This window comes from Humiphilus diazotrophicus, from assembly GCF_059726315.1.
Genome location: NZ_AP040870.1, coordinates 4,274,175 through 4,287,450, shown reverse-complemented (window position 1 = coordinate 4,287,450; position 13,276 = coordinate 4,274,175). Strand labels below are relative to the sequence as shown.

The window sequence follows — 13,276 nt, the reverse complement described above, 5'->3', positions numbered from 1 at the left end:
ATCCCAGAGGATAGATTGAGAAGAAATGATCACCAGTTGCCGATAAGCCATCTAGAAGTGGAAACGGAAAATAAGGAACATCAATGATGGATGTCGCTAGTCGTCAAATTTCTCATAGAAGTTTTGTAGTCACTTGTTACCTCCTGCTAACTGTACTCTTTATCAGTGTGGCGGCATGCAAAAATTCGAGCTCGAAAGAGGAAGAGATAGAACGACTCCATAGAAAATTGGATAATGACTTTCATACCATGGATCCACACTGTTGTGGTTGGAAGCCGCAGTGGAAAAGCTCCGACATCACCACGAACGCAATCGATGGAACAAAGAAAGAGTATCTTTCTACTGAATCTATCGAGCCCGATGGTGAAAAATACGGCAATTTTCACTACGCCTCACTCAAAATATGTTTTGAAAATGGCAAACTTTGCAGCAAAGATGACACTATCGGCGTTTACGTGGTTGTACATGGAATTGTCGACCGGCGGCGAGATGCCGAATATGGCACACGTATGCGTTTTAGATTCGATGAGGAGAAACCGTTATCCCAAGTTTGGGGAATCTCGGATGATCGTAAGGCCCTGTTTCCATACGGCCATGAACAACAATTCGTCAAAGACCTATTGAAACACCACAAGCTGATTGTGGAATTTAGTTATTACGAAGAAGCACCTCAGACTGTAAGCTTCGATATTTCGGGTCTGGCTGAAAAGATACAGTCCGAAGGATTAACCTCGCCTTCATCGCAGAGTAGCTCGATGGCTCCGGGCAAACATTTGCGTCATTAGGAAACAGAATCTCGCTGGAAGCAAGAATAAGAGATACTGCCCATCCTATATCCAGGGTTTGAACTACCTGGGGAACTAACAGGGCTGTCATATAGTGCACATTCAAGCCTTCTTTGGTTTGAATATGCAGTTTCACCTCAGGGAAAATCCTCCATGTTGTCTTTTTCTGGAGCTCCGAAGTTTGTTCGGACTCAATTTGAACCTGCCCGTCCAGGCGGTTGCGCAATGCAGAAATTACTTCATCGCAAGTCTCCAGGACGTCTATATGATCCCTGCTTCACTCGGTGAAGACGTATTACTTTTCTCTGTTGATCTCGCAACAGCTGTGTGAAATTCTTCCATAGGATGGAAGCCACTTGCCCACAATGCCGATTAGCAATTCCGCTCGATGATATCAACGTAGCTACCGACATTGCCCTCTGCCGTCGTTGTGGCAATACGTTTTCGTTTTCGGAACTTGTTGGTGGTACCTCGACCGCTTCACTCGATCTGGGTAACCCGCCCAACGGTGCCTGGTTTGAACCACTGTCTGATGGTTTCCGCGTTGGTGCAACAACACGTTCCTGGATGGTGCTCTTCTTCGTCCCCTTTACCTGTGTCTGGGCAGGTGGAGCGTTGAGTAGCCTTTACGGAAAGCAGATCTCTTCTGGACAATTTGATCTATCTACAACGATCTTCGGCATACCCTTTCTACTTGGCGGTAGTGCCATGATTGGATTATGCATGATGATGGTTGCGGGCAAGGTGGAGGTTGTGCGGCAGGGAGATCTGTTGTCAATCTTTACAGGTGTAGGGCCACTCGGTTGGACACGAAGTTACTCTTGGTCTGACTTCAGCTCTGTACGAGAGGAAGGCGGCAGAAACGGATTCAACTGGAACTCACGCGGCATGGCAATCGTCATGGATGGCAAACGAAGGGCCACCTTCGGGACCATGTTGAATGAAGAACGTCGTTACTTCGTCTCAACCGTGTTGCGAAGAATGTTGCAGAGCGCAGGTCACGCTCAATCCGTCGGAATAGCATTGCCACGATTTCGCTGATATAGCCGCTTAGTATTCAGAACACCAGTGGCGGTTAGGTTTGTACGATTCTTTTCAGAACTTAGCTAGGGTTTAATCTCCACAGGAGTTCCGAGAGGTACAAGGGACCATATTTCATCAATCTCCTTATTCGTTACAGCAATACAGCCATCCGTCCAATCAATATCATGCTGAAGAGCTCCCAGCCATGCGAACCGGCCCTCTACACCATGAATCATGATTGCATCACCCGGATCAACCTTGGCGTCATGGGCAAGCTTTCGATCTTGGATATTTGGGTAGGAGACATGCAATGCTTTATGGAAACGACTCGCAAGATTCTTCTGATCGATTACATACTGCCCTTCCGGTGTCTTGTGATCGCCGCGCCTTTCTTTTTTGCCGGATTTCCGGCCAAGCGCCACGCTATAAGACTTTAAGGGCACGCCTTCAGACATTAGGGTCATTTTGTGTTCGGACTTCACAATGATGATCCGATCTGCGTTGCGTCCCTCTACGTGCGTTCTATTATGAGATTCGGAGGAGCAGCCCATAGCGCTACATAACAGAGCAATCAGCAGAGTGAATTCAACTGTACTCTGTAATTTCCGGAAGCGTGACTGAAGAATACCCGTTCTTGTCCGATTCACCGTTCCCTGCCTTGTCTTCGCGTTTAACAATAACGGAGCATCTCTTGATCGTACAACTTAAGTAGACGGTAACCCATTCATGCTTTTTTGAGTAGATTGCCAGAACCTACTTCAAACTTCTCTAGACAACCTTCACTGATTCAAGAGAATAAACCAAAAGCTTTCGCTTACCTCGACGGTCTAGGCCAAATTTCGCTGCTTCAGCACTGCATAGGAGATTTTCACTCTTGACAAAGCTGTCGATCCTATTGAGGGTCACACCGCCTCGAGATAAATCACATATATAAATCAACAACCCATTGACAGCTATATCTCAGGGACTCCGGTTGAGTGATACAATGCGCAGAACCCGCGAACGAAGGGAGACCTTATGCCAGACGGGACAATATCCCACACTGCTGCCTTTCACTTCCGAGATAGTCGTCTCTTTGACACTTTCATATCGGATATTCCTCGGGCTCGTTTGCGTGATTACCTGCGCAGCAGTGAATCTCTACGAAGCAGGTGTTTTCCAGGTTTTCGAATCACATCCACCCTTCCTACCGATAAACAAGTTCAGATCGCATACAAGCGCGAAATAATTGAGCGGAATAATGGAGACCTCGCTTCATCTTTGTGCGAACAATGGGTTCGTGAACATATTTCTCTTATTCAGACAGCATCATCCAGTTTCCAGATTACTGCAGATGAGCCTGGAGATACTGACTCATGGATCAATAATCTTCACGAGCAAATTAATGGGAAGCAAAGCGAAGAACGGCTTCGCTCTGTCGTTCAGACCTTAGCTGGACGTTTTCCAGACGATGATATTCTGATATTTATCTCTGTTATATCAAGAGGACTAGATCAAGAATCGGTGAAGACTATTGCTACTCAGGAATTAACCTCAGTAGCTAACAATCCAGAAATACAAAAAAAAGGAATAGAGAACGAACTAACCAAGATAGAGGAAAGCGAACGGAGGCTGGAAAAACAGAGGAATGATCTTCAAATCGAACTTAAGAGTGAATTGCATGAGGGTCAAACGAAGCTTGAAGGTTTTCAGCAGGAAGCCGATGAAATTGATAAAAACCTCACCGAGTTGAACAAGGCTCTCGTCGAGCTAGGGGCCCAGGTCGAGAAGGCCAAGGCCGCTCTTTCCCAGAAACAGCGCGATCACGATAGCCTCAGACGAAGAAAGCAATCTCTCTCAAAAACAATTTTGCAGAAACGTGAGGAACTAACGAAGCAGCAAAAAGCCGGAGAGATTCGCCTTCGAGATATCACTCAAATTTTAAAGAAAGAATCCACCCGTAAACTCGAACTTAATTCAAAGCTCCAAAAAATCCAAGAAAAAATCGATATGGCTAACCCTCAGATCCCCGAATTTTTAGAGGGAAAAGAGGACCAGCACAACAAATTGGATCAAGATCCAACACTTGTTCCAGAATCTGTCACGCGCAGGTCAGATAAACGATCCTCCAAGCCAGCGGTCGAAGGTCTGGGTACAAATGCGTTATGTTACCAAGCTATCCAGCGAACATTTCGCAATGCGGTTGTAATGTTTTTACGAGAGAGATTCGCTCACCTCTTTCCTGCCGACCACATTCAGAGGATGCAAAAACTTTTCGGCGAGGATTGGTCGAGGGCAGAGAAGAATGCAAACCTATCGAGGGAAAACCTCGGAACTACCACAATAATTCGAGACGACTACGACCTGCTTGGCACAAATCATTTCTTTAATTTCTTTGACCGATATTTTGACAAGCTATTCTCAACTGAAGCAGGACAGCCAGCAAATCTCCCGAAACCTGTCAAAAGTCGATTTTTAGGTAATCTGAAAGCTATTAAGGATTTTAGGGACCCTTTATCGCACCCTGTTGAGGAGGAGGTCTCCATTGAAGAAGCGCACCATCTCCTCTATGGAGCGCAGGAAGTTCTTAAGTGGTTAGGGTATCTCCCATATGCAGAAGAACTCACGATGTTGCAAACGCAACTTAGTAAGAGTAGACAAGAAGAGCAAGTCATCTTACGAAGACTCCCAAGCGAAGACAGCATTTACTTTGAGTTTGTGGGGCGCAATTCCTTACTCAGGGATTTATCCGACTGTTTTGCCAACCCCGATAATAAAAGATGCCTTCTTGCTGGCGATGGGGGAAAAGGTAAGTCGGCTGCTGCTTTCCGCTTTGTGCAGGGTATTCCGAACGGAGTCGGGCGTTTCCATTTAGTGATTTGGCTAAGCGCAAAGAAAAGAAGGTTTCGTGAAGGGACGATATCAACTATCGAAACATCGGATTTTGCCAGTGCAGAGGAAGCTATCGATAAGCTGCTGGCCGAGTACGGGGCTACACCAGACGACCGAAAAGTGGACACGAACAAAAAGAAAAGTGTATTACTAGAGTTCTTAAACGATTATCCGGCATTCATAGTTGCAGATGACATCGACACAATGCTCGAAGATGATGATACCGTCAGCCTGTTTACACACGAAATTCCACACACTCGATCATGCGTGTTATTGACCTCTCGGAGACAGATTCCAGGAATACGGACCTTTAATGTTCCTGGTTTCGAACCAGATGAAGCAGAAGAATTCATCAAGTCACGAATTGGACTCTACAAGCTTAACGCAGCCGCTTTCACGCCTTCGATCATCAAAAGCATAGCCAAGACCACAGACAGTTCGCCTCTTTATATGGATGATCTCCTGCGACTTGCCAAAATCGTCGACGTTCCCAGCGCAATAAAAATGTGGGCGGAGAAGGGAGGAGATGAGGCAAGGAAATATGCTCTACAAAGAGAAATAGAGAAGCTATCGAGTGACGGAAAGAAAGTCCTGGTTGCAGCTGCCGTAACCGATGTAACGATCTCCTTCGCTGAGTTGCAACATATTTTAGAACTATCAGAAGAACGTCTTTTGTCTGCTTTAGCGGAACTACAAACTCTCTTTCTATTTCCCAAGATACCGGCCGTCGAGGGTGAGCAACGTTATCAGATCAATTTAAATACAAAAAAGCTCGTTCGCCTCATTGAGGGCCAAAGTGACTTTTATGCACGTATCGAGACTAGAAGTAAAGCTCTTGCCGGCAAACTTCCAAATCTGGAACACGGTATTATTGGTTCGCTCATCAGGCAAGCAGTTCTCAGATCAAATGCGGAGCAACACCTCGAGGCAGAGACAATTCTTCGGCATGCGATTGAAAAATATCCGGGCTCTTCGGACCTCCATGGTGTACTTGGATTTATTTATAAACGAGCAGGTCGCATTTCAGACGCTCGAGATCAATTCGAGGCCGCTTTTAAGCTGAAAGCGAAAAAGCCAGAGATGTATTTGCATTGGCTGAAGTTAGAGATCGGAGAGAAAGAATGGTCCAAAGCCATATCGATCGCAGAACGCGCCTTCAAACTTGTTACAAATACCAATTCGCAAGACCTCTACGAAATTTTGGAACGAAAGTCTTATGCGATGCGAAATGCTGGCTTTGATCTATACCGGGGGAATCACTACGAGAAGGCGTCAAAAATGTGGGCCGAAGCTGTCGAGGAAATAAGAAAGGGGATAAAAGCTCCAGAGGTTTTGCACGCAGGAGCTCGAGGACTGAATGCATCTATGTATTACACCATTGTTGTTTGTCTCGATATGCTGAAGCAGTTTCGGGAACGAAATCACTGGTTGGAGAGATGGGAAAAGGAACATCCCGATGATCCTAAATTCCAAACGCAGAAAGACTATTTGGTCCGAAAACGCGGAAGCCTCTAATAGCCCTTCTCGGTAGTCAAGTTACGTCGTATTTATATGATCAATATCGCAAAGTTAATCGTGATATCGGTCTGGTCAAAAAGCAAAGCCGAGGCGAGGGCCTCGGCTTTGCTATTGATTACTCCCTCTACCATGAAAGAGATTGAAATAGCTATTAACTGCAACCACTCGTACTACCGCAGCTCATGCAGCGATAGCAGGAACCGTTTCTAACCATGATGGCTCCGCAGGTGTGGCAGCTTGGAGCGTCGCCCATGTCGAGATATTCCTTCATGGCATCGGCTGCGTGATAGACGCCACGATCCTCCATGGAGAGTTCTCCCTGCTCCTCTGCTTCTGCGGTGGGAAGAGCTGGGGACTCAGCAGCCCCGGCAAAACCCGAGAAGAGCGAGAGTTGCGTGCCCGAGAGGAAGCGCAGTTGTAACCAGCGGAAGATGTAATCCATGATCGACTTGGCATAGCCGATCTGCTCGTTGCCCGTCCAGCCCGAAGGCTCGAAGCGCGTGTGCGCGAACTTCTCACAGAGCACCTTCAGCGGCACACCATGTTGCAGCGCCAGCGATACTGAGGTTGCCAGAGCATCCATCAACCCGGAGACCGTGGAGCCTTCCTTGGCCATCTTGATGAAGATCTCGCCCGGCTGTCCGTTGGGATAGAGACCTACCGTGATATAGCCCTCGTGTCCGGCGATGCTGAACTTGTGTGTCAGAGCAGCACGCTCTTCCTGTAAACGATGGCGGACGGCGCGCGGCGGCGCATTCTGGTCCTGCTTGTCTTCCGTAACATCCAGATGCTTGCCGGAAATCGAGGCCAGAGCTGCAGTAAAGGCTTTCGTGGCGGAGACGACAGAACGAGCTCCGACTTCAACCTTCTCGGCACTCTTCGCTTCAAGAGCCTTCAGATCTTCCTCAATGCCCTGTGTCGAGCCAGAGGCCATCGCCGCCAGAACATGATCGGCAGCAGCATCCAGTCCGAGAGCCTTGGAATCCTTCTTGATCTCCTTGGCTTTGTTGCCATCGGCGGTGTTCAATGGCTGACCGCCCTTGGAACCGTCGCGATAGATGGCTACAGCCTTCAGACCACGGCGCCATGCTTCCGCATAAGCTTCGGCAATCTCTTCAACCGTTGCCTCATGCGGCAGGTTCACGGTTTTCGAGATCGCACCGGAGAGGAAGGGCTGTGTTGCCGACATCATCTTGATGTGGCCCATGTAGTGAATGGAGCGAGTTCCCTTTGCAGGCTTGAAGGAGCAATCGAAGACCGACAGGTGCTCAGTCTTGATTCCAGGAGCACCTTCAATCGTTCCTGTGGCGTCAATATAGCTCACGATGGCATCTACCTGGGCATCGGTATACCCGAGCTTGAAGAGAGCCGCCGGAACGGTATTATTGACGATCTTGATCATGCCGCCGCCGACCAGCTTCTTGTACTTCACCAAAGCGAGATCGGGCTCAATGCCGGTGGTGTCGCAATCCATCATGAAGCCGATGGTTCCGGTCGGGGCCAGCACGGTTACCTGTGAGTTGCGGTAGCCAAACTTCTCGCCGTGGGCAAGGGCCTTGTCCCAGCAGTCGAGTGAAGCATCGATCAGTTCCTTGAACTGCGCAACGCGGAAGGAGCTCTTCACCGAGTTCTTGCCGATATTGTTGACTTCGGCGCGATGCATCCGGATGACGTCGAGGAAGGGCTCGCGATTCACGTAGTAGCCAGGGCAAGCACCACCTTCGTGCTCTACCTTTGCCGTCAGCGGAGTGGCGGAAGCCAGCGGCGGGCAGGCTTCTGCAACCTTGGACGACTGCAGATAAGCTTCACCGCACATGATCGAGGTCAATGTCGCGGCAAAGTCGCGTCCCGCATCGGAGTCGTAGGGCAGGCCGAAGGCCATCAGCAAGGCACCCAGGTTCGCATAACCGAGTCCCAGCGGACGATAGTCGTGCGAGTTGCGGGCAATTGCCTCGGTCGGATAGCCGGAGTTGTCGACCAGAATCTCCATCGCCGTAATCAGCAAGGAAATGGCGTAACGATAGCTGGCGATATCAAATGTTCCTGCAGGAGTTACAAACTTCAACAGATTCAAACTCGCCAGGTTGCAGGCGGAGTTATCCAGGAACATGTACTCGGAGCAGGGATTCGACGCATTGATGCGGCCGGAATTCTTCGAGGTATGCCACTTGTTGATGGTGGTGTCGAACTGCATTCCAGGATCGCCGCACTGCCAGGTGGCTTCGGCGATCTTGCGCATGATTTCCCGTGCTTTATAGGTCTTTACCGGCTTGCGGTCCTTAACGCTGCGGGTGCTGAACTCTCCGTCCTTCTCGTAAGACTGCATGAACTCGTCGGTTACACGCACGGAGTTGTTGGCGTTCTGGAAGAAGATCGAGGTATAGGCCTCGGAATCGGGGCCGGAGCCATCGTAGCCATTCTGAATCAGCGTCCAGGCCTTCGCCTCTTCCTTGGACTTGCAGTCGATGAACTCCATGATGTCCGGGTGGTCGACATTGAGGATGACCATCTTGGCTGCACGACGAGTCTTTCCGCCGGACTTGATCACGCCTGCAAAGGCATCAAAGCCACGCATAAAGCTCAGCGGACCGGAAGCTACACCGCCACCGGAAAGTACTTCCATCGAGCCGCGAATCGGCGACAGATTGGTTCCTGTACCCGAACCCCACTTGAAGAGCATGCCTTCGGTCTTCGCCAGGGTCAGAATCGAATCCAGTGAATCCTCGACTGCATTAATGAAGCAAGCGGAGCACTGCGGATTCCGGTATCCCGTAACTGAGAACTGGATGGCGCAGGTATGCGGATTCCAATGCCAGTTCTGCGCGTCGGAATTGGGCTCCATGCGATCGCAGCCGACATTGAACCATACGGGCGAGTTAAAGGCTGCCTTCTGCGTCAAAAGCAGGTGTGCCAGCTCATCGTGGAAGATGGCGGCATCTTCCTTCGAGGCAAAATAGCCATTTGCGAGACCCCAGTCTCGCACGGTCTCGACGACACGGCCGACAAGTTGCCGGACTCCGGTCTCTCGCTCGGGTGTTCCTAATTGTCCATGCAGGTATTTGGAAGCCACGATATTGGTGGCGGTCATGGACCAGTCGGCAGGTACCTCTACATCTTGTTGCTCGAAGATCGAGTTGCCCTTCGCATCGGTGATGGAGGCGGTACGACGTTCCCATTGAACTTCGTCATAGGGAGAAATGCCAGCTTTAGAGAAAAAGCGCGAGAAATTTAAGCCCGGAGCTCCGGACGACATGCGGCGAGGGGTAGAAGTGCCATTTTGCGTGGCAACGGTCGTTTTTTGAGTGACCTCAGCCATTAAAGGAGTCTCCTTCAGAAAGTGGGATGCTCAGCTCTGCTCCACTCGAAAAAGGTCGAAAGGGGAGCGTCAAACAACAAACGCGACGAGGCGTTAACGTGCTGCAATTCCGATGAATGTCGATTTCTGTGGCAAGCGTCCGGGTGGTTACACCATCTCCAGAACCGCCGTGTGACCCGGTATCACCCAAAGGTCGTAGGTGCGAAAGTAGCGCTGTCTATAGGCACTGTCAAGCACCAACCACAACATGTTGTATTCTACGTGAATTTCCAGTTACCTCTTCCCGGCCCAACCAAATTGTTGTGGAGAACGCGCCGAAGCCGCATCTGGAGCGGAGAAAAACTTTTCCTGGTGAGATTTGCACGATTTACGACCTGACCGAATCGGGAAGGAACACCTAGGAGAAACTACGCTTTTGAAGAACCTTCCACAAGACGCACAAGCAGTGCAAAAGTTGTGGAAACCTGTGGGAATTGCGGATTTCTGGGCAAAAACTCAGGCCCAGGGGTGCGCATCCCTGGCCTAAGCAGAGGCAACATTCGAAAGGAGTTCTATAGGAGTTCTATTTTAGGAATAGAGCGCCAAACCAAAGTAATAGTGCACAAATGCTTAATAAGAAGAGGGATAGTTTGACCTGCAGTTTCTCTGAAAAGGCAGCCTGTGAATCTAACCCAGGACGGCAATGAAGGTCGGCTCAGCGGAAGCTAATTTCGCGGGGTAGAATCCCCGAGGTTCCCGCTTACCCCAACCGGCACAGAAAGGGCATCCTTCTCTCACAGGAATCCGGTGCAAATGGTCGAAGAGGCAAGAAGAAGGCCCGCGCTAGCGCGGGCCTTCTTGCTTTGAGCACCTGTTCGATGACAAATGTGTTCACTACAAAGCAGTTACTTCTCTTGGCTTTCAATCCTCATGCCGTAGAACGACTTCCGCACGAAGAACAATGAGACCAGGAAGAACGCAACCGCCAACACGTGTGCGAGCATACCGTTGTTCACACTGAGCGTGACTGCAAGCTCGACCGCGAGCAATCCAAACAAAGTCGTGAACTTGATGATCGGGTTCATCGCCACAGACGAGGTGTCTTTGAACGGATCGCCTACGGTGTCTCCGATCACGACTGCGTCGTGCAGAGGCGTTCCCTTCTGTTGGAGATCGACCTCGACGACCTTCTTCGCGTTGTCCCAGGCACCGCCGGCATTTGCCATGAAGATGGACTGGTACAGGCCGAAGACCGCAATCGAGAACAGGTAGCCGATGAAGAAGAACGGCTCAAAGAACGCGAATGCGAGCGTGGCGAAGAAGACGCCCAGGAAGATATTGAACATACCCTTCTGCGCATACTTCGTGCAGATTTCGACCACCTTCTTCGAATCGGCAACCGATGCCTTCTCCACCCCTTCCAGCTTGATGTTCTTCTTGATGAACTCAACCGCACGGTAAGCACCAGTGCTGACCGCCTGAGTGGAAGCGCCCGTGAACCAGTAGATCACCGCGCCACCGCTGATCAGGCCGAGCATGAAGGGAGCGTGCAGCAGCGAGAGGCTCTCTACGTGGTGCTGCAGTCCGCCGGTCAGGGCCATGATGATCGAGAAGATCATGGTTGTTGCACCGACTACAGCCGTGCCGATCAGTACCGGTTTTGCCGTAGCCTTGAAGGTGTTGCCTGCACCGTCGTTGGCTTCCAGCCAATGCTTGGCGGCTTCGAACTTCACGTCGATGTTGAAATCCTTCTTCAACTCGGCTTCGATGCCGGGAACATTTTCAATCAGCGAAAGCTCGTAGACGGACTGAGCGTTGTCAGTGACAGGCCCATAGGAATCTACAGCAATCGTGACCGGTCCCATGCCTAAGAAGCCGAAAGCAACGAGGCCAAAGGCGAAGACGGCCGGAGCAAGCATCAGTCCAGTCGCTCCGGACGGGATGCCCGTGCTGAAGTAATAGCCCGCTCCCATCAGCGCGACCATGCAGAGGCCCAACCAATAAGCAGAGAAGTTACCGGCTACGAAGCCCGACAGGATACCCAGTGAAGCTCCGCCTTCCTTCGCCGAAGTGACGACTTCCTGCACATGAGCAGATTTGGTTGAAGTGAAGACCTTGACGAATTCGGGGATCAGAGCACCTGCCAACGTTCCGCAGGAGATGATCGAAGCCAGCTTCCACCAGATGGAGCCGTCGCCCATGTCGTGAATCAGCAGGTGGGAAACGACGTAGGTCAGAGCGATGGAGAGGATCGAGGTGACCCAAACCAGCGAAGTCAGCGGCGCCTCGAAGTCCATTTCATCAGCGTTGTGATACTTGGCGCGAGCAATAAAGCCGTTGAGGAAATAAGCTCCGGCGCTGGAAAGCAGCATCGCCACGCGCATGACGAAGATCCACACCAGCAACTGTACCTGCGTCTTCGGGTCGTGAACCGCCAGAAGGATGAAGGTGATCAGGGCTACGCCGGTGACGCCGTAGGTCTCGAAACCGTCAGCCGAGGGTCCGACCGAATCGCCCGCGTTGTCGCCCGTGCAGTCGGCAATTACACCAGGATTGCGCGCGTCGTCTTCCTTGATCTTGAAGACGATCTTCATCAAGTCGGAACCGATGTCGGCAATTTTGGTGAAGATGCCGCCAGCGATACGCAGAGCCGCTGCGCCCAGCGACTCGCCGATGGCGAAGCCGATGAAGCACGGACCAGCGTAGTTGCCGGAGATGAATAGCAGGATGCAAAGCATGATGAGCAGTTCGACCGAAATCAGAGCCATGCCGATGCTCATGCCGGCCTTCAGCGGAATCGCAAAACAGGGATACGGCTTACCGCGCAATCCCGCGAATGCTGTCCGCGAGTTGGCAAAAGTGTTTACGCGAATGCCAAACCACGCCACACCGTAGCTACCCGCGATGCCGACAAGGCTGAACAGCAAGATAATTGGCAGAGTCACCGCGACATTGCCCACCGGCGCCAGAACGCCGAAATAGAGCGAGATGATGACTGCGATAAAGATCCAGAGTAGGAGGATGAACTTGCCCTGCGTGAAAAGATAGGTTTTGCAGGTCTCGTAGATCAGCTCGGATACCTCGCGCATGGTGCGATGAACCGGCAGGTTCTTCAACTGGACGTAAATTGCCATGCCGAACAACAGCCCGCCTATGCAGAACAGCAGACCAATCAAGAGCAGGTTGTGTCCGCTCAAGCCAAGGAAGCTCAGATCCGGTCTAGTCAGATCCGGGAGCACAAGGCTGGCTTCTCCGCCGCCCCCGTGTTCCGTCTGTGCATTGGCGAAGGTGGAAACCATCAGACCCAGGACGGCAGCTGCGGTTTTGTATTGCCGCTTCATGAATACTCCCGTGTATTTCTTGATAGCGCTTGTGATTCGCTGTATGGCTACCGTGCCGGCTTTAGAACCGGTCACCCGAGGGGCAAAGACTGCGACAATGAGCGATAGAGTGCTCATTGCAAGAAAGAACCACATCCATCCTGTACCTGTAACAGTCACCTAGTATCCTCCCTCCGAAGCTGGTTGAAAGAGCTTCAGAACGCGACCTCACCCGTTGGAGAAGAACACGGGAGATTAGCACACGGAACATACGACAGAAGAGAGGGAAAACGAAAGAATTTCAAAATAAGAGAAAAGGTGCCGAAAATCTCACGGAAATCAATGAGAATCGGCACCTTTGGTATGTCCTTTTTTGAAGCAGTGTTGCAAAAGTCTGAGATGTTTTAAAGCATTTCCCGAAATCCTGTGAACTTTCCAAGTAGGGTGAAGAGCGGCTTCCTCTC

Annotated in this window: 6 protein-coding genes; 3 read left to right on the top strand and 3 right to left on the bottom strand. The window is 50.7% G+C overall.

The genetic code is table 11. The features are described 5' to 3' along the window. Window positions 1-83 precede the first annotated feature (83 nt). Together AC6I7T_RS18160 and AC6I7T_RS18155 are read left to right on the top strand one after the other, a co-directional pair. Window positions 84-785 carry a hypothetical protein gene (locus AC6I7T_RS18160; protein WP_497788840.1) on the top strand — a complete coding sequence of 234 codons (702 nt, stop codon included), beginning with the start codon at window positions 84-86 and terminating at the stop codon, window positions 783-785. Between the two features lie 345 nt (window positions 786-1,130). Then, a complete protein-coding gene (locus tag AC6I7T_RS18155) occupies window positions 1,131-1,826 on the top strand; it encodes a hypothetical protein (RefSeq protein ID WP_497788839.1) in 696 nt (231 codons plus the stop codon). A 65-nt stretch (window positions 1,827-1,891) separates the two neighbouring features. On the opposite strand, the gene AC6I7T_RS18150 is transcribed toward AC6I7T_RS18155, so the two are convergent. Beyond that, window positions 1,892-2,455, bottom strand: a complete 564-nt coding sequence (locus AC6I7T_RS18150; protein WP_497788838.1) for a L,D-transpeptidase family protein — start codon at window positions 2,453-2,455, stop codon at window positions 1,892-1,894. A 370-nt stretch (window positions 2,456-2,825) separates the two neighbouring features. Here AC6I7T_RS18150 and AC6I7T_RS18145 point away from each other — a divergent pair, with 370 nt between their 5' ends. Then, entirely contained in the window at window positions 2,826-6,194 is a 3,369-nt protein-coding gene (locus AC6I7T_RS18145) for a hypothetical protein (protein WP_497788837.1), read from the top strand. A 154-nt stretch (window positions 6,195-6,348) separates the two neighbouring features. On the opposite strand, the gene AC6I7T_RS18140 is transcribed toward AC6I7T_RS18145, so the two are convergent. Both AC6I7T_RS18140 and AC6I7T_RS18135 read right to left on the bottom strand, forming a co-directional pair. Next, window positions 6,349-9,513 (bottom strand): vitamin B12-dependent ribonucleotide reductase, encoded by a 3,165-nt coding sequence (locus tag AC6I7T_RS18140; RefSeq protein ID WP_497788835.1) that lies wholly within the window; start codon window positions 9,511-9,513, stop codon window positions 6,349-6,351. A gap of 884 nt (window positions 9,514-10,397) precedes the next feature. Further along, window positions 10,398-12,992, bottom strand: coding sequence for a sodium-translocating pyrophosphatase (locus AC6I7T_RS18135; RefSeq protein WP_497788834.1), 2,595 nt, complete (start codon window positions 12,990-12,992; stop codon window positions 10,398-10,400). Between the last annotated feature and the right edge of the window lie 284 nt (window positions 12,993-13,276).

Excerpts from the sequence above, each read along its gene's own strand:
- AC6I7T_RS18160 (WP_497788840.1), top strand. The coding sequence starts at position 84 with ATGATGGATGTCGCTAGTCGTCAAATTTCTCATAGAAGTTTTGTAGTC.
- AC6I7T_RS18155 (WP_497788839.1), top strand. The coding sequence starts at position 1,131 with ATGGAAGCCACTTGCCCACAATGCCGATTAGCAATTCCGCTCGATGAT.
- AC6I7T_RS18145 (WP_497788837.1), top strand. The coding sequence starts at position 2,826 with ATGCCAGACGGGACAATATCCCACACTGCTGCCTTTCACTTCCGAGAT.
- AC6I7T_RS18140 (WP_497788835.1), bottom strand. The coding sequence starts at position 9,513 with ATGGCTGAGGTCACTCAAAAAACGACCGTTGCCACGCAAAATGGCACT.